This is a genomic window from Methylomonas sp. HW2-6, assembly GCF_052474525.1.
On sequence record NZ_CP184124.1, the window covers coordinates 727,368 to 745,794 of the forward strand.

Consider the following 18,427-nt stretch of genomic DNA (forward strand, 5'->3'; position numbering starts at 1 on the left):
GTAACCCATGATAGAAAATCTCGACCCCAAACAAGCCTGGGACTTGTTGCAAACCGATCCCAACGCCGTGCTGATCGACGTCCGCACCGCCATCGAACACGGCTTCGTCGGCCATCCGCCAAAGGCCATCCACGTCGCCTGGAAAGAATTCCCGGGGATGCAGTTGAACGCCGATTTCATTGCCCAGGTCCAGCAACACGCGCCGAATAAAGCGGCGCCGGTACTGTTGCTATGCCGCAGCGGACAGCGTTCTGTAGATGCCGCCAAAGCCCTGGAGGCCGCCGGCTACCAGCATTTGGTCAATATTCTGGAAGGCTTCGAAGGCCCGCTCGACGCCAACCAGCATCGGGGCAAGCTCGGCGGCTGGCGTTTCCACGGCCTGCCTTGGAGCCAAAGCTAATCCCCCCATTCACTGTAAATCCATAGCCACCCATTTCCGCGCCGGCTCGCATTTTTAGCAAAGCCGGCGCACGTTCTTTTGTAAAAAACTTAATAAATCCCGTGATAGAAAAACTCAGAAATATCGCCATCATCGCCCATGTCGACCATGGCAAAACCACCCTCGTCGATCAATTGTTGCAGCAATCCGGCACCTTCGACGCCCACGAAAAAGTCGACGAGCGGGTGATGGACTCCAATGCCCTGGAAAAAGAACGCGGGATTACGATCCTGGCGAAAAACACCGCCATCGATTGGAACGGCTACCACATCAACATCGTCGACACCCCGGGCCACGCCGACTTCGGCGGCGAAGTCGAACGGGTGCTATCCATGGTGGATTGCGTATTGCTATTGGTCGATGCGGTGGACGGCCCAATGCCACAAACCCGCTTCGTGACTCAGAAAGCTTTTGCCTTGGGCTTGAAACCCATCGTCGTGATTAACAAGGTCGACCGGCCCGGCGCTCGCCCGGATTGGGTGATCGACCAAACCTTCGATTTGTTCGACCGCTTGGGCGCCACCGACGAGCAACTGGATTTCCCCATCGTTTACGCCTCGGCGTTGAAGGGTTATGCCGGCTTGGAGCTGGAAAGTACAGTCGAAGGTGGCGACATGACGCCGCTGTTTCAAACCATCGTCGACAAAGTCAGCCCGCCGCCGGTCAACATCGACGGCCCGTTCCAAATGCAGGTGATCAGCCTGGATTACAACAGTTACGTTGGTGTGATCGGCATCGGCCGCATTCAGCGCGGTACCGTCAAATCCAACCAGCAACTGACCTTGATCAACCGCGAAGGCACTACCCGTAACGTGCGGATGCTGCAAATCTTCGGCTTCAAGGGTCTGGAACGGATCGAAGTGCCGCAAGCCCAAGCCGGCGACATTATCGCTTTCACCGGTATCGACAAGTTGGAGATTTCCGACACCCTGTGTCAGCAAGACGCGGTCGAAGCACTGCCGCCATTGAAAGTCGACGAGCCGACCGTCAGCATGACCTTTCAGGTCAACACCTCGCCGTTCGCCGGCAAGGAAGGCAAGTTCGTCACCTCACGGCAGATTCGCGACCGTTTACAAAAAGAATTGCAGCATAACGTGGCGTTGCGGGTCGAAGACACCGAGGACCCGGACAAATTCAAGGTTTCCGGCCGCGGCGAGCTGCATTTGTCGATCCTGATCGAAAACATGCGCCGCGAAGGTTACGAACTGGGCGTATCGCGTCCGGAAGTGATTTTGAAGGAAGTCGACGGCGAGATGCACGAACCGTTCGAGATGGTGACCATCGAACTGGAAGACGAACACCAGGGCGCGATCATGGAAAAGTTAGGCGAACGCAAGGGCGACCTGCTGAACATGGTGCCGGACGGCAAAGGCCGCACCCGCTTGGAATACATGGTGCCGTCGCGCGGCCTGATCGGTTTCCAAACCGAATTTTTGACCGCCACGTCCGGTTCCGGCTTGTTCTACCACGTCTACGACCACTACGGGCCGATGAAAAAAGGCAACGTTGGCGGCCGTATCAACGGCGTGCTGGTGTCGATGGTGCAAGGCAAATCGCTGGGCTATGCGTTGTTCAACTTGCAGGAACGCGGCCGTCTGTTCATCGAACACGCCACCGAAGTCTACGAAGGCATGGTCATCGGCATCCACTCGCGCGATAACGACTTGGTGGTCAACCCGACCAAAGCCAAGCAGTTGACCAATATCCGCGCCGCCGGCTCCGACGAGAACATCCTGTTGACCCCGCCGATCAAAATGAGCCTGGAACAAGCGCTGGAATTCATCGCCGACGACGAGTTGGTCGAAGTCACGCCGCAATCGATCCGCTTACGTAAAAAACTGCTGACCGAAAACGAGCGCAAACGCGCCTCGCGCGCCAGCGACTAAGCGCTAAACCGGTTGCGGCCTGGCTAATACTTGGCCGCAATCGGCATCTGCCGCCCGGCGCCGAAGGCGCGGGAGCGGACCCGGATGATGGGCGGCGCCTGACGCCGCTTGTATTCGTTGCGCGTCACCATCCGGCCGATGCGTTGGAACACCGCCTCGCCTTCGGCCGCACGCCGATAATCGCTAACAAAATCGCAGGCTCGGCGGTATTCCGCTTCCGCCAGCAAATCACCCTCGATCAATAGTTTCAATATTTCGTCCAGCACCGGATACGGCGGCAAACTGTCGGTATCTTTTTGGTCGAACGCTAATTCGGCCGAAGGCTCCTTAATCAGAATCGACTCCGGAATCAACGGCCGGCCGGCGCGCCGGTTCAGATAGTCCGCCAAGCGGTATACCTCGGTTTTGTACAAATCGCCGATCAAACCCAAGCCGCCGTTGGTGTCGCCGTACAAGGTGCAATAGCCGACCGAGATTTCGCTCTTGTTGCCGGTGGTCAGCACCAACGCGCCGAACCGGTTGGAATACGCCATCAACACGGTGCCGCGTATCCGCGCCTGTAAATTTTCCAACGGCAGACCCGCCAGCGGCGTGGCGAAGCTGGCTTGAAACTGGACTTTGAAGGCCGCGACCTGTTCCCGAATCGGATGCGTCAATAACCTTACCCCCAACGCGTCGCACAACAACTGCGAATCGGTGACGGAACCGGCGCTGGAATATTCGGAAGGCATCGTCACCGCGATCACGTTGTCCGGGCCGAGCGCTTCGGCCGCCAAGGCGATGGTCAACGCCGAATCGATACCGCCCGAGGAACCGACCACAACCTGTTGGAAGCCGCAGCGGCGGGCGTAATCGCGCAAACCCATAAGGATGTGCCGAACGACAAACTCCGGCTCCGGCAAAGGCTGGCCAGAGCCAAAGCCATGAAACACGCCGGCGCTAAACTCGACCGGCTCGACTGCCGCTTCGAAAGCCGGCAATTCGAACGCGAGCGTTCCGTCTGCATTTACTCCAAACGAAGCGCCGTCGAACACGATGCTATCCTGGCCGCCGACTTGGTTTACGTACAGAATCGGCAAGCGGTGGCGTCGCGCGGCACCGGCGATAATCCGGTGGCGTTGATCGCGCTTGCCGATATTGGACGGGCTGGCGTTGATGCTGACCACCAGGTCCGGCCCGATTGCGGCCAAAGCCTGGTAAGGATTGACCGGATAATCGTTGGCAGCGTCGTTCCAGCCGTCTTCGCAGATCATCAAACCTACTTTATAGCCGGCGACTTCGATGCTGGCGGCGGTGGCCGGCCCCGGCTCGAAGTGCCGCCGCTCGTCGAAAATGTTGTAGGTCGGTAACAATTGTTTGTGGTACGCGGCAAGCACTTGGCCGTTTGCCAGCGCAAGCAAGGAATTGTGCAGCGGCTTGCCCGGCCCGGAACGGGTTTGCGGCAAACCGGCGATAACGCTAATTCCCGGAAACCGGCGGGAAAGTTCCGCCAACTCTGCCAGAGCCCGCTCAGCCTCACGGATGAACGCCGCGTCGTTCAGCAAATCTCCCGGATAGTAGCCGCACAACGAAAGCTCCGGAAATACCAGCAACTGCGCTTGCAGCCGCTCGGCGTCGCGAAACGCCTGCTCGGCGATGCGCAGGTTGCCGGCAAAATCGCCGACGGTCGGATTGGTTTGGGCGACGGCGATACGCAATGGTGTTTGTCCCGGCATAACTGATCCCCGCTTCAGACGTAGTGGTTGAAAATCTGCCGCAAATAGGCGACGAAGGTCGGGTCGTCGCACAAGGTTTTGCCCGGCGCGTCCGATAACTTGGCCACCGGATCGCCGTTGCAGCGCATCAGTTTCATGACGATATTCAGCGGTTTGACGCCGAGATCGTTAGTCAAATTCGTGCCGATGCCGAACCCCAGCTGGATCCGGCCGGCGAATTGGCGGTACAGCCCGATCGCTTTCGGCATGTCCAGACCGTCGGAAAACACCAGACGCTTGGTGTGCGGATCGATTTTTAACGCTTGGTAATGGGCGATGGCTTTTTCGCCCCAAATGCCCGGATCGCCGGAATCGTGGCGCAAACCGTCGAACAGCTTGGCGAAATACAGATCGAAATCGCGCAAAAACGCATCCATGCCGATGGTATCGGTCAAGGCGATCCCCAAATTGCCGCGGAACTCCTGCGCCCAATCCTCCAGCGCCGTGCGTTGGAACTCGCGCAAGCGGACGATATGCGCCTGGTAAGATTGCAAATACTCGTGCGCCATCGTGCCGATCGGTTTCAGCCCGTATTTTTGGGCCAGATAAACATTCGAGGTGCCTTTGAACAAATTCGGCAATTCGGTCGACAAGGTCTGCACCACTTCTTCCTGCCAGCTGCCCCAGGCCCGGCGGCGCAAGCCGAAGTCGAAAAACTCGAACGGATGGGTTTCGGCCGGCTGTTCGGCAAAGTCTTTCAGCATCGCGATTTTTTGTTGCAGCCGGCGCCGGCCTTCGGCCAACAAGGCGGCTTGATCGAAACGGCGGAAATACAGTTCCGAGACGATGTATAAAACAAAAATCTCGAAATTCATCACGTGAACTTGCGGGCCGGCGGCATCGATTCTAAGCCGGTCACCCTCGGCATAGACTTGCAGATATTTGGGTTTGAAGCGGAACAGCGATAAAAACTCGATGAAATCCGGCTTCAAATAACTAAGCCCGCTTAAATACTCGAGTTCGTGGTCGGCGAATTGCAGTGTGCACAACTGCTCCAACTCGCACTTGACGTCGGCAACCAGTTCGGCCAGCGGATATTCCGGCGTGTTGCGGCAGACGAAACCGTATTCCGCGGTGGCTTCGGGGCGTTTATGCAGCATGGTTTGCCACATCGGAAATTTATAAAGATCGTTTTCCAACAAGCTTTTCACAATCGGGGCCATCGCTTCCTCCGTTACGGCCGGCCGCGGCCGAGTTCGCTAGTGGCGGCCAAGCGGACGCCCCGCTGCCGCACATCGTCAAAAAATTGCTCGGCCAATGCTTCGCAACCCGGCACCGGGCTCATGCAATCGGTCAGCAGCGTCAAACGCTCGGTAATATCGGCCGGGCCGTATTGCAACAGGTCCAACACGGTTTGCCTGACGCAGTGGCTGCTGGCCTGGCCGGCCACCCAGACCGGTTGCGGACCGGCCAACAGCTCGAGCAAGTGCCGGTTCAAGTCGGTATCGGCGTCGCCGGGGTAGGGAATCACCGCTTTCAACGCCGAAAAGCTTTCGGTCCAGATGTTGCGGCCTTTTTCGATCACATCGATAGCCTTAAAGCATTTGGATTCCCAGCGTTGCAGCGCACCGGCAAGTTCGGGGTTCAAATTTGCGCCCGGCGAGCCGACCAGACAATGCGGCGGCCACAGTGTCAACGCCAAACCGAGCTGCTCCAGATTTTGCAAATATTCCAGAATGTACTGCTCGGCGTCGGCGGATATTGCTGCCGCCAACGCGCGGTAACGGCCGTGGCGGACGTCCGCCGCCGTGACCTGGGTAAACGGCGGCGGCAAGGCGCCGTTCGCGTCGCGCCACATCGTGTAATGCGCCAGATCGATACTGTGGTGCAAATCGAGGCTGACGATGGCCGAATCTATCGCCTCGGCCAGCCGATCTATCAGCCGGACCAGACGCAGGCAGTCCTGATAGGCGCCGGGAACCGGCAAAGCCGGCAATGCGCCGGCGAAGGGACGGTCGCAAAAATCGTTTTGGGCGTCGATGATCAACAATTGGATCGCATTCATAATGCCTGCTCCGGCTATAAAATCGGGACGGGCTTAGCTTATTCCTGTTAGTTACATATTGCAACTATTAAAACAACGAAAAATATCTATAAAATAAGACTTACATTGCTAAATTTCACATTTTGTTACTAAACAGCCTGAAGGATAAACGCTCTCTATGTCCGAGCGGATGATTGCAACGATAGATGTGGTGCTGCTGACGATTCACCAGCAGCAATTGAGCGTGGCCCTGGCCAGGCGCGAACACGAGCCTTTCGCCGGCCTGGATGCCTTGCCGGGCGGCTACATCCACGCCGAGACCGACCGCGACAGCCTGGATGCGGCGCTGCGCATTCTGCGCCAGAAAGCCGGAGTGAATCCGCCTTACCTGGAACAGTTGCGTACCTTCGACGGCTGCGCCCGCGACCCCAGGGGCTGGTCGATTTCGATCGCTTATTTTGCGCTGGTCAACGCCGAATTGCTGCTGCAGGCCGAGCATCCCGGATTGTCGATTTGCCCGGTCGATGCGCTGCGGCGCTTACCCTTCGACCACAACGACATTGTCCAGGCCGCGGTGGAGCGCATCCGCAACAAATCGCAATATTCTTCGTTACCCTGCCACTTGGCCGGGGAACGCTTCACCTTGCCGAAATTGCAAAAAATCTACGAAGCCTGCCTGGGCGAGACCTTGAATAAAGTCAGCTTCCGCCGAAAAATGGACGAACTGGGGGTGTTGGAGGAAATAGCGGGGCAAACCGAAGCCAACGGCGCCCATCGGCCGGCACAGGTCTACCGGCTGAAAGCCGAATTTGCCAACGCCTTGAAGTTGTTGCAGCGAGGATTATGACAAGCTTGGCCCAAGGCGCGCTTCCGATCCGGATCAGGCGGCCTTGGTCCTAAGAATTACTGCAACACGAATTTGGTGCCGATCACCAGCAGCAAAGTCGCCAATACCGGCCGCAATACATGTTCCGGAATTTTCGCGCTCAAATGGCTGCCGATCCAAATCCCCGGCACCGACCCCAACAACAGACTAATCAGCAAATCCAGATCGAAATTGCCCAAACTCAAATGGCCGAGGCCGGCCACCGCGGTCAACGGAATCGCGTGGGCCAGATCGGTGCCGACGACTTTCAAAGTCGACATTCGCGGGTACAAGAACAGCAAAGCGACCGTGCCCAGCGCACCGGCACCAACCGAGGACAAGGTGACTAGCACGCCGAGTACGGCACCGGTCAGCACCGTCGCAATTTTCTCCCAGCGCGGCGAAAACCGGCCGCTGTTTTCCTGAGTGCTATGGTCGTCGTCGATCTGCTGTTTAGCGGCTTTGCGCAACAACAAACTGCGTACCAATAGAGCGCATGCTGTCAGCAGCAGCGCCACACCCAAGGTAAACGTGATCGCGCCGGTGGTTTCCTTGCCGACCGCCATCAGGTTTTTCAAGACATACAAGGTCGCACCGGCAAACGGCAGGCTACCCAGCCCCAGCCAGCCGACGATTTTCCAGTCCACCGAGCCGTGTTTGCCGTGGTGGACGAACACACCGGCGGTTTTGGTGATCGAGGCATAGAGCAAATCGGTACCCACTGCGACCGCCGGTTTGAAGCCGAACAAAAACACCAATAACGGCGTCATCAAAGAGCCGCCGCCGACGCCGGTAATGCCGACCAGCAAACCGACCGCGAAGCCGGATAAGGTATACATCAAATTCATTTTTTACCTTTTCAATTCGTAAAATTCGATAACGGCTGCATTATGCCAGCGCAAGCGATCAAACTATTAATGCTATATCGGCATATAGTTATCCGAAAATTAGATATTCGAGCCGGTAAGGCTAAGGGGCCGTTCGTGGCCGAAAGCGACGAACGGCCGGAATGGAAAATGCGAATCAAGAATCGGTTTGGGCGCCGGGGAGTGCGACCCGAAACCAGGCGGCATACAACGCCGGCAGAAACAGCAAGGTCAAAATGGTGGCGACGGTCAATCCGCCCATGATCGCAACGGCCATCGGCCCGAAAAACGCGCTGCGCGTCAGCGGTATCATCGCCAGAATCGCCGCCGCCGCGGTCAGCACGATAGGGCGGAACCGGCGCACGGTGGAATCGACGATGGCATCGAAGTCGCTGCTCCCGGCCCGCTTGTCCTGCTCGATCTGATCGACCAGGATCACCGAGTTGCGCATGATCATGCCGGACAACGCAATCGTGCCCAACATCGCCACGAAACCGAACGGCTGCTGGAACACCAGCAAGAACAAGGTCACGCCGATCATGCCCAAGGGCGCGGTCAGCAACACCAAGGCCACTCGCGAGAAACTTTGCAACTGGATAATCAACACCGTCAATACGCTGAACAAAAACAGCGGCATGCCCGCCGCGACCGAATCGCCGCCCTTGGCCGATTCCTCCACCGCGCCGCCGACTTCCAGGCGGTACCCGAGCGGCAACTGCCGCTTGATCTGGTCCAGTTGGCTCTCGACTTGGGCCGACACCACCGGCGCCTGGATAGTGCCGTACAGATTGGCGCGCACCGTCACGGTCGGCAACCGATTGCGGCGCCAGATCACGCCCTCTTCGAAACCGTATTCCAGTTTGGCAATCTGCGACAGCGGTACGCTGCGGCCGTCGGCGGACGGGATCATCAGATTTTCCAGCCGCGACAAATGCTTGCGTTCCGTGGCGGTGCCGCGCACCAGCAAATCGATACGTTCGATGCCTTCCCGAAACTCGCTGACGTATAAACCCTGCGAGGCGCCGTTGACCAGATTGGCGATGTCGCTGGATGTGATGCCCAACAAGCGGGCTTTGGACTGGTCGATATCGACGCGCACCACTTTCACCGGCTCTTCCCAATCGTGCTGCACATTCGACAGATGCGGATTGGCGCGCATCACCTCGGCGATCTGGCGGGCGATGGCCTGCAAAGTCGGCAAATCCGGGCCGGAGACGCGAAACTGCACCGGAAAGCCGACCGGCGGCCCGTTTTCCAAACGCAACACGCTGCCGCGCAAGCTTGAAAAATCCTGTTCGAACAAACGAATCAATTTTTCCCGCAACGCTTCGCGCTCGGCCGGACCTTTGGTCAAAACCACCAACTGGGCGAAACTGCGTTGGGCCAGTTGTTGGTCCAGCGGCAGATAGAAACGCGGGCTGCCGGTGCCGACATAGGCCACGTAATTGTCGATGCCGTCCTGCCGCTCCAGCCAGGCCTCCAGCTTTTTCACCTGAGTTTCGGTCGCGGCATAGGAAACGCCCTCGGCCAGACGCAAATCGACGATCAGTTCCGGCCGGGTCGAGTCCGGAAAAAACTGTTGCTGGACGAACTTGAAGCCGAAAATTGCCGCGCCGAAGATTGCTACAGTCAACAAAATCACCCAGCCCCGGTAAATCACGCAGGTTTCCACCACACCGCGGAAGCGCCGGTAAAACGGGGTTTGGTACAGATCTGCGTGAGCGGCTGCCGCAGCCGGCGTCTTTTTCCATTTCGCCCGGAGCCGGTTCAGGATCGAGTCCGGGCGCCGGCCTTCCCGAAATTCCGGCAACAAGTGAAAGCCCAAATACGGCACGAACACCACCGCCGCCAGCCAGGACACCAGTAATGCAATCACCACTACCTGGAACATGGAACGGGTGTATTCGCCGGTCGACGAGGCCGCGGTCGCAATCGGCAGAAAACCGGCCGCAGTGACCAAGGTTCCGCTCAACATCGGCATCGCGGTCGAGGTGTAGGTAAAGGCCGCGGCGCGGGCGCGTTCCCAGCCCTGTTCCATTTTTGAGGCCATCATCTCCACCGCAATAATGGCGTCGTCCACCAATAGCCCCAGCGCCAATATCAGCGCACCCAGTGAAATTTTGTGCAGCCCGACGCCGAACAAATGCATCAGCCAAAACGTCGCCGCCAATACCACCGGGATGCTGATCGCAACCACAATGCCGGTCCGCAGACCCAAGGACATCAGGCTGACGCCCAAGACGATGACCAAAGCCTCGACCAGCGATTTGACGAATTCGTTGACCGAGCGCTGCACCGCTTGCGGTTGCGACGATACCGGATGCAATTCCAGCCCGATAGGCAATAGGGCTTGCACCGCTTTGACTTCGGTATCCAGATTGCGGCCCAATTGAATGATATCGCCGCCGTCGCGCATCGATACCCCGATCAACAGCGCGTCGCGGCCTTGGTAGCGCACCCGGTCGTGCGGCGGATCTTCGAAACCGCGGCTGACGCTGGCGACGTCGCCCAGGCGGAATTCATTGCCATTGGCGCGCAATCTGAGGTCGCGCAATTGTTCCAGGCTGTCGTAACGGCCGCTGACGCCGATGCGGATATGCTCGTCACTGAAATCGAAACCGCCGCTGCCGGTCATCAGATTCTGGGATTGCAAAGTGCGGATCAGCGTCGCGGTATCGATGCCGATCGTCGCCAGTTTGGCGTTGGACAAATCGATGTAAATTCGTTGCTGCTGCTCACCGAAGAAGTCCACTTTCGCGACGTCCCCAACTCGTAGCAACTGGGCGCGTACCGCATCGGCATATCGCTTGAGCGCGGCATAATCGTAACCGTCGCCGACCAGGGCATAGAGGTTGCCGTAAACATCGCCGAATTCGTCGTTGAAGGTCGGCCCTTCCACCCCGTCGGGCAGGGTTTGGCGGATATCGAATATTTTTTTCCGCACCTGGTAAAAAATGTTCGGGACTTCCTCCGGCGGGGTCGAGTCCTTGGCCAACACGAATATCAGCGATTCGCCCGGCCGCGAGTAACTGCGCAGATTGTCCAGCCACGGCACTTCCTGTAGTTTTTTCTCCAGCTTGTCGGTGACTTGCAGTTCGACTTCGCGGGCGCTAGCGCCCGGCCAGCCGGTGCGTACCACCATCAGCTTGAAGGTGAAAGGCGGATCTTCGGATTGGCCGAGCCGGCTATAGGAAACGGCGCCGACTACTGTCAACACCAACAGCGCGTATAACACCAAAGCCGGGTGGCGTAACGACCATTCGGAAAGGTTGAAGCGTCCGGTCATGGCCGCTCCCGTCTAACCGGCTGCACAATCTGGCCCGGCACCAGGGTTTGGGCGCCAACCGCCACCACCCAATCGCCGCTCTGCAAGCCTTGGTTGACAATGGTGCCGTCCTCGCGGAACGGGCCGGTTTGTACCGGGCGCGGGGTAACGGCGCCGGTCGCCGGTTCGACCACCCAAACCACGGCCTGGCCGTCGCGCTGGGTCACGGCGGTCGACGGCAATAACCAGGCCTGATCGGCTGCCGCCTCGAAGCGAACCCCGGCCGTCATACCCAGATGAACGGCGGCATCGGCGTCGGCCAAAGCCACCCGCATCTGAAAGGTCCGCGTCACGCTGTCGGCGGCCGGCGCCACTTCCCGCACCGATCCGCGGTAAACCTTACTCGGTAGCGCCCATAGTTTGATTTCGGCCGCCGCACCAAGCGCTGCGCCGCCGATATGGGATTCCGGCGCGGAAATGGCTACTTCCAGGCTGTCGGTCGCCGCAATTCGCGCCACCACTTCCCCGGCCTCGACCACCTGGCCCGGTTCGGCCCGAATTTCAGTGACGACGCCGTCACGGTCGGCCTGCAATTGGGTATAACGGGATTGGTTACTGCGGACGGCGGCTTCGGCTGTAGTCTGTTTGACACGGGCTTGAGCCGATTTGAACTTGGCTTCCTGAATGTCCAACGCTTGGGCGGACACGAATTTACGTTGGAATAAACTGCGCTGGCGCTCCAACTCGGCCTGCGCCAGCGCCAAATCCGCCTCCGCCGCATGCAGCTCGGCTTGCGCCGAGCTGGCAGACAGGCTGGTATCCTTGTCGTCCAGTTTAGCTAGCACCTGTCCTTTCCTGACCACGGCGCCGCGTTCCACCAATCGCTGGACGATTTTGCCGGGTATCCGAAAACCTTGCGCGCTTTCGTAGCGGGAACGCACCTCGCCGACCAACACCGTCGGGGCCGCTCGGGTACGCTCGCCGACTTCAACAATCTCCGCCGGGCGGGGTTTCGGCGATATCGCAACTTCTTGTTCGCAGGCCGTTAACAACAAGAACGACATCGTCAGAAACACTCTCATCGCATCTCCTTGAAAAAAAATCCACAGAATTGCCAGTCATCATTTGTGCATCGCTTTAACGATCAGTTCCAGGGGCGTTAAGGAAATCAAGGCGCGGAACAATACCGCGTTGTCCGAACCGAACAAGCCGTAACATTCGTAATCCAGCGGAGTCGCCTTCGGGTCGCCGAAATCGTGAGCCGCCGACTCCTCCGCCGGCTTGATCAGAATATGTAGCGCGTCGTTACTTCTGAGTTGAGCCAGCAAACGCCTGTCGATACTGATTTTGTGCGAAGTATAGACCATGGGGTTGCGCTCGAAATCGTGCAGCCATTTCAGGGCTTTTTCCAATAACGCGCTGGACAGCAAGGCACACGGGAATATTTCCGGAAATTTGACTTTATCCTGCAACTCGTCGAAATACTCGGTTTGGTCGCGCAGCGACGCACACAGAAAATTCTTGGCGTTGCTGGTCATCATGAATTTACGCTTCAGGAAGAAGCCGTTCGGCAAAAAACAGCGATCCGGTTGAATCTTCAATTCGCCGATGCGCGACAAATTCGGATTCGGCAAAAACAGCGGCTCGACCGTTTCTTTTTTGTAGCCCATCAAGGCCAGATTGCCTTCGGCCTTGACCGCGATGCGATTACTCAATACCGGCTCGGGCTCGGCTTTGAATTGGCTGTCCTTGATCTCGACCTGAATCGTCTGGCCGGGCTTGATCGCATTGGCGAAGGAAAATTGATAGTTACTGAAATGCAGCCCATGCCGCTCGATCAAATCCACTTCGTCCCGGCTAGCGCGAAACGTTGCAAGTCGGCCTTCGATCAGAGACTCCAACTGGAAACCCAACGAAATCGGTCCGTCGAACGGATTGTCTTTAATCCGCTGCCATTTATGCGGATCGTGAAACAGATTGAAATCGTCGGTGGAATTGCGGGCGACATCGACATGGAGCTGGGTAAAAACGTCCTGAATCTTCGAATGCATCTAAGGGCCTCCGCAGTTTATGGTCCGGAACTTGACCCGGAAAAGGCTAGCACCGGATCGCCACTCCCACAAATCGGCCCACTCCGATAGAACACCCCCCGTTATTTTTCCCCGCCGCACAACCCGGCTAACCAAGCCTGCAAACGGTCGAAACCGACGTACTCCTGCTCGAGCCTGACATTTCGGCCGTAACGGTTGTCGCGCAGTGCGTCGTACAGCGCGCTTTCCTCGGCGCTCAGCTCAGATAAATCGGCCCGGCCGGGCGCGGCTTCTGTCACCCACGAGGCGCGGTGAGCCAGCAAGGTGGCTTGGTCCATCAACAGTGACCGGGTTTGCGGAAAATACTGGCGAAACTGGCTCAGAATCGCAAAGCCGTGGCTGTCGATATCGCCCCAATAATGAATTTGTTTGTCGCGCAACCACTCGGCTTTCGCCAACGCGTCGAAGCCGTACCCCCTGCCGAAAATGACGATGCTGCCCTGAACATCCGGAAAGGCCAGACCGTTAATGTCGTTTTCGGTGACGAACACCCGCACTACCGGCAGATTCAAAACCGCAAACTCATCGGCGGTGACGCTTAAGTCGGTCAAGCCGGCGATGGCGAGCCGGCTATCCAACACCCGAAACCGAATCGTCGCCGGCTTCGCCAAAAAGCCGTAACGCGCTTCGAAACCGGCAACACCGGTTTGCGCGACGTCGATTGCCGACTCCGGCAACAGCAAATCCAGCCATTCGCCCAGCAATTTCTTGCGGCTCTCGATAAATTTGCTGTCGATGCCGGGCAGGCTGATCTGGCGCAGATAAATGCCGGGCCGGGGATGCGCGACCATCCAACCGGCCACGCTCAACAGTTTTTGCCATTCGCCCGCATGCTCCAGAGCCCGTAGCGGGTATTTCAACAGCCAGCCACGCAACACCGCGAAATCGCCAGTCAGCGTCGTCGCCAATTGCGCAAAAACCGCCAACTCCCTGGATTTTTTCAAATACGCCGCGGCATCCTCCGCCGTATCGAAAACCACCGCCGCCGGCAACCGATTCCGGCCCGACAGCCGATGATTGATCTCGCGCCATTCGACCGAAAAATGCCGGGCATCCGCCGCCAGCCAGGTTTCGACCCAAGCTTGCACCCCGCCAAAATCGGCGGCCAGTTGCGCCGGACTGGGTTGCTTCAGCGCGATTCGCAACGGAAATAAACCGTTCGGCGCCAAACTTTCCGCCAGAATTTGGCCGCGCTGCCAGCGCTTGTCCAGTTCTAAGCGCAGCTCGGCCGGCAAAGTCCAGACCGGCTGGCTCATCCGCCGCGCGCCGCGCGTTCGGCCCGATATTGTTCGATGCTGAGATTGCGCAGTTTCGAGGCGCGGCCTGCTTCGTTATGCACAAAGCCGACCGCCGCCACGTAAGGTTCGATGATGTGGATTTTCTGCAGCGGCGTGACGATCAGCAATTGCAGATTGAGATTCTCGAACAGTCGCAAACCGTATTGCGCCGATTCGTCGGAACCGCGGCCGAAGGCTTCGTCGATCACCACGAAACGGAACGAACGCGAGCGCAACGCACCCCATTCCAGGCCGAATTGATAGGCCAAGCTGGCCGCCAGAATGGTGTAGGCCAGCTTTTCCTTTTGGCCGCCGGACTTGCCGCCCGAGTCGGAATAATGTTCGTGCTCGCTGCCGTCTTCCCGCCACCGCTCGCTGGCGCCGAAATTGAACCAATTGCGCACGTCGGTCACTTTACCGGTCCAACGCCGGTCCTGCTCGGCTTGGCCTTCGCGGCCGCGAAAGCGTTCGATGATTTTTTTGACTTCGAGAAACTTGTTTTCCGAATATTGCTCGTCGTCGGAACCGGTCAACGCGCCCTCGGTGCAGGCGCGCAATTCGCTTTGAAAATCGCGCACGTCGGCATCCGGCGTCGGCTGCGCTTCCAGCACGATGTAGCGGTTGGTGTTGTAGTCGATCTGGGTCAGGGATTCGTTGATACGGGCGATGCGCTCCTTGATGGTCTCGCGCTCGCGGGCCAATTGCGACTGGAAGTTGGCGACCTCGCGGATGGTGTTTTCGTTGAGCAATTCCTTGAAACGGGCCTCGAAACGCGGCAAGTCGTCGGCTTGCAAGCTTTGCAACATGGCTTGATATTCGCCGCCGGCAGCGATGCCGACATCGACTTCCTGGGTTTCCAGCGGAAATGCCGCGCAATAGCCGCGCATCGCATCGATGATTTTGTCGCGCAGGTTGTTGAGTTTCTTGGTTTCGGCGTCGATCCTGGCTTGCAGCCAGCCGCGAAAATCCTGTTCGCGGTTGTCGCAGGATTCGATCGTCAGTTGCCGCTCGCCCAACACTTCGCCGCGCATCGCGTCGAGCGCCGGGTAATGCGCGGCATGTTCCGCGCCGGCCTCGCGCAAAATCTCGCCGGTTTCCGCCAGCAGCGCTTCGGCGGCCAGCTTGCGCTGTTCGGTGGCGCCGGTTTCCTTGATTTTGCCGTTTAACGCCTGCTCGGTATCGGCCAGCGCTTGTTGTAGCGTCTCCAACTGCTCGGTCAGTTGTTTGAGCAGATCGGACGCCGCTTCCAACTCGCGTTTTTCGTGTTCCAGCCGGGCAATCTCGCCGGCCAGCGGTCGCCAATCCAGCTCGCGGAAATCGCGGTACTCGCCCAAACTGGCCAAGGTCGCCAGTTGCGCCTTGACCGCTTGCCTCGCCTGGTCGATCTGCGCCAATTTGCCGGCCAAATCGGCCAGACGGCTTTCCAATAGCTTGGCCTTGGCTTCCAGCGCGGCGATCTTGGCGGCATTGGACCAGCCCAACACATAGCGGCTGCGGTCGTCCAGGCGATGGCGGTCGTCTTTTTCGTGGCGCTCGCCCGGCGCCTTGATTTGCCCGGCGCGGGTGACGGCCTTTTGCTCGCGGCGAAACTGCTCCTGGGTGGCGCAGCAGGCGACGTCGAAACGATGGGCGATTTCGCGCTCCAGCCAATCGTAAAACGCCGAGTCGGGCTTGATCGCCAGTTTGCGAACCAAGGAATCGCGGTGCAAATCCGGCAAATCGCCGCGTTGGCCGGACCGCACCCGGAAATACACCAGCCGGCCCCGCAACTGCGTCCGGTCCACCCAGTCGGCCACCGCCGCATAATGCGCATCCGGCACCAGCAAGGACAAGCCGAAATTGCGCAGCAGCCGTTCGGCGGCGCCTTCCCAATCCTTGTCCTCGTCGCGGACCTGGATCAGCTCGCCGGCGAACGGCATTTCGGCCTCGGCCAGATTCAATGCCAGACACAAGGCCTCGCGCATTTTGATTTGGGCATCGTCGATATTGCTGCGCCGGGTTTTCAGGCTGGTCAATTCCGCTTGCAGGGCTTGATGTTCATTGCGGCCCTGCGCAAACGCCACCCCGATTTCGCTGGCCTGGTTCTGCAAATCCGCCTCACGAGCGGAGGCGCTTTCCCGCAAATCGGCAAATTGCTTTTGCTGCGCCAGAAAGCCGTCGGCGTCTTCCGGGGCCGGCAAGTCCAAGGTTTGCAGCAATTTTTCGTAACGGGCGGACTTATCGCGGCGGCGCGCCATTTCATCTTGCAGACGCTCGATTTCCAAACCCAATTGAGCGATGCGGTCGCCGCCGTTGGCGGCAATCTGGCGTTGCAGTTCACCCACTTCCATTCGCTGTTGCCGCTTGCGCTCGCTCAGCCGGTCGAGCTGGGCGTTTTGGCGGGCAAGATCTTCATCCAATGTCACCAGACGCTTTTCCAGCAAGCTTTGTTTCAAGCCGGCGAAAAACGAACGCAAGGCTTCGCGGCAGGCGCGCAGGGTTTCGGTTTGTGCGTGCAGTTGTCCGTGACGCTGGCAATCGGCCACCAACGGCGTCAACAAACTCATCTGGCGCTTGGCTTTCAGCACCGCGTCGTGGGCGCGGTTCAGGTCGTCGAAATGATTGATCAACGCGGCAATGCGCGGCGCCACCTCGGACGGCTCCAGCATGTGGCTGCGGACGAAGTCGGTCAGATTGCCGACCGATTTCATCGACACGGTTTGATGGAACAATTCCAGCGCCTGCTCGTTGTCGATGCCGAAGCGGCGGCGGAACCAGGCGCCGTAAGGCGGAAAGCTGTCGTGCAACTCGGCGCCCAGGCCGCGCAGTTTCTTGCGCAATTGGCTTATGTCGCTGCCGAAGTCGGAAAAATCGCGGGCGATGCTCAAGTCCCGCTCGCAACCGGCATAGAGCCGGGCCGGCTGGCCCTGACGGTCGGCAATCCAGAACACTTGCGCCAGCGTCACGGTCTGGTCGTAGCCGGCGTTGTGAAATACGCCGAGGATCACCGAATAACTGTTGTCGCCGCGCAAGGCCACCGGCTTGGCGCTGCCGCTGACTTCGTTGCGCTCCGATTTGTAATGGCCCAGCACGTAGGAACGCAGGCTGCGCTCCTTGCTGTCCGCACCGGCCGCCTTGTTGTAAGCGATGCGTTGAGCCGGCACCAGCAGCGTCGTCACCGCATCGACCAAGGTCGATTTGCCGGAACCGATGTCGCCGGTCAACAGCGCGTTGCGGCCATTGAGCTGCAAGCTCCAGACCCGGCCGTCGAAAGTGCCCCAGTTATAGACTTCCAGCCGTTGCAAGCGGAAGCCGGACAGGGTGTCGTCGTCGACGAAATCCAGCGACAGTTGCAGGTCGTTTTGCATTATTCCCCGCCAGCGGTCAATTGGGTTTGGTATTCGGCCAGCCGGGCGTCGAATTCCGACAACCATTGCGCATCGACGAAAGCCTTGAGAATGCGCCTGACCTCGTAACTGGCGGATTGATTGGCAGCGGTCTTGAGTTTACGCAAAAAGCCCAGTTCGACCACCTTATTGATGTGGGTTTCGATCTGATCGATCAGCCGCGCTTCGTTGCTGCGTTGCGGCAAAAACACCCGGACCAATTCGACGATGTCCTCGCGCGACAACACCAGCCGGGTCTCGCCGCCGCCCCGGTCGAACTCGGCCAAACGCTTGCGCAACAAGGCCAGCAACAAACTGACCGGAAACGACAAGGGCCGGCGGGCGATCAAACGCGGCAACTTCGGCGCCGCCTCGTCGTCCACACCCTCCAGCTGGCGCGAACGCAAAAACGCATAGCCCTCAGCCTCGTCCAACACCAACTCCAAACCCAACACCGCCACGTAATCCCGCACCCTGGCTTGCAGATTCAGCAGCGCGCTCCACAATCCGCCGTCGGTTTCCTGGTAGATCACGCCTTTCAGCAAGGGAATCACAACGGCCGACAAATCGTATTGGAGGGCTATTTCGGGGTCGGTTTCGGCCATGCTTATGTCGTTTTGATCGAGCGGGCGTTGA

13 protein-coding genes are annotated in these 18,427 nt (G+C 58.7%); 3 read left to right on the top strand and 10 right to left on the bottom strand.

The genetic code is table 11. The features are described from left to right. Positions 1 to 7 precede the first annotated feature (7 nt). Both ACH518_RS04480 and typA read left to right on the top strand, forming a co-directional pair. Complete coding sequence (locus ACH518_RS04480) at positions 8 to 400, top strand: rhodanese-like domain-containing protein (protein ID WP_445372023.1); 393 nt, start codon at positions 8 to 10, stop codon at positions 398 to 400. Positions 401 to 501: 101 nt separating this feature from the next. Continuing rightward, positions 502 to 2,325 (top strand): translational GTPase TypA, encoded by a 1,824-nt coding sequence (typA, locus tag ACH518_RS04485; protein ID WP_140911988.1) that lies wholly within the window; start codon positions 502 to 504, stop codon positions 2,323 to 2,325. A gap of 23 nt (positions 2,326 to 2,348) precedes the next feature. On the opposite strand, the gene ACH518_RS04490 is transcribed toward typA, so the two are convergent. Genes ACH518_RS04490 through ACH518_RS04500 form a run of 3 tightly spaced genes read right to left on the bottom strand, consistent with a single transcriptional unit; the run spans position 2,349 to position 6,084 of the window. Continuing rightward, complete coding sequence (locus ACH518_RS04490) at positions 2,349 to 4,040, bottom strand: NAD+ synthase (protein ID WP_445372024.1); 1,692 nt, start codon at positions 4,038 to 4,040, stop codon at positions 2,349 to 2,351. A gap of 14 nt (positions 4,041 to 4,054) precedes the next feature. Beyond that, a complete protein-coding gene (pncB, locus tag ACH518_RS04495) occupies positions 4,055 to 5,242 on the bottom strand; it encodes a nicotinate phosphoribosyltransferase (protein WP_445372025.1) in 1,188 nt (395 codons plus the stop codon). Positions 5,243 to 5,253: 11 nt separating this feature from the next. Then, the gene (locus ACH518_RS04500) at positions 5,254 to 6,084 is read right to left on the bottom strand and encodes a hypothetical protein (protein ID WP_445372026.1); all 831 of its coding nucleotides are present in this window, start codon (positions 6,082 to 6,084) and stop codon (positions 5,254 to 5,256) included. A gap of 157 nt (positions 6,085 to 6,241) precedes the next feature. Between ACH518_RS04500 and ACH518_RS04505 the strand changes: the two genes are divergently transcribed. Next, positions 6,242 to 6,910, top strand: a complete 669-nt coding sequence (locus ACH518_RS04505) for an NUDIX hydrolase (RefSeq protein WP_445372027.1) — start codon at positions 6,242 to 6,244, stop codon at positions 6,908 to 6,910. Between the two features lie 56 nt (positions 6,911 to 6,966). Here ACH518_RS04505 and ACH518_RS04510 read toward each other — a convergent pair whose 3' ends face one another. The 7 genes from ACH518_RS04510 to ACH518_RS04540 form a co-directional block, all read right to left on the bottom strand. Continuing rightward, entirely contained in the window at positions 6,967 to 7,776 is an 810-nt protein-coding gene (locus tag ACH518_RS04510; protein WP_278210053.1) for a sulfite exporter TauE/SafE family protein, read from the bottom strand. 175 nt (positions 7,777 to 7,951) lie between these two features. Beyond that, on the bottom strand, positions 7,952 to 11,080 hold the full coding sequence (locus tag ACH518_RS04515) for an efflux RND transporter permease subunit (RefSeq protein ID WP_445372028.1): 3,129 nt from the start codon (positions 11,078 to 11,080) through the stop codon (positions 7,952 to 7,954). Next, positions 11,077 to 12,141, bottom strand: coding sequence for an efflux RND transporter periplasmic adaptor subunit (locus tag ACH518_RS04520; protein WP_445372029.1), 1,065 nt, complete (start codon positions 12,139 to 12,141; stop codon positions 11,077 to 11,079). Before ACH518_RS04520 ends, ACH518_RS04515 begins: the two co-directional genes overlap by 4 nt. A gap of 39 nt (positions 12,142 to 12,180) precedes the next feature. After that, the gene (locus tag ACH518_RS04525; RefSeq protein ID WP_445372030.1) at positions 12,181 to 13,110 is read right to left on the bottom strand and encodes a hypothetical protein; all 930 of its coding nucleotides are present in this window, start codon (positions 13,108 to 13,110) and stop codon (positions 12,181 to 12,183) included. A 101-nt stretch (positions 13,111 to 13,211) separates the two neighbouring features. Beyond that, a complete protein-coding gene (locus ACH518_RS04530) occupies positions 13,212 to 14,405 on the bottom strand; it encodes a Wadjet anti-phage system protein JetD domain-containing protein (protein ID WP_445372031.1) in 1,194 nt (397 codons plus the stop codon). Beyond that, the gene (locus ACH518_RS04535; RefSeq protein ID WP_445372032.1) at positions 14,402 to 17,773 is read right to left on the bottom strand and encodes an ATP-binding protein; all 3,372 of its coding nucleotides are present in this window, start codon (positions 17,771 to 17,773) and stop codon (positions 14,402 to 14,404) included. The genes ACH518_RS04530 and ACH518_RS04535 overlap by 4 nt, the downstream gene beginning before the upstream one ends. Then, positions 17,773 to 18,396, bottom strand: a complete 624-nt coding sequence (locus ACH518_RS04540) for a DUF4194 domain-containing protein (protein WP_445372033.1) — start codon at positions 18,394 to 18,396, stop codon at positions 17,773 to 17,775. The genes ACH518_RS04535 and ACH518_RS04540 overlap by 1 nt, the downstream gene beginning before the upstream one ends. Positions 18,397 to 18,427 lie beyond the last annotated feature (31 nt).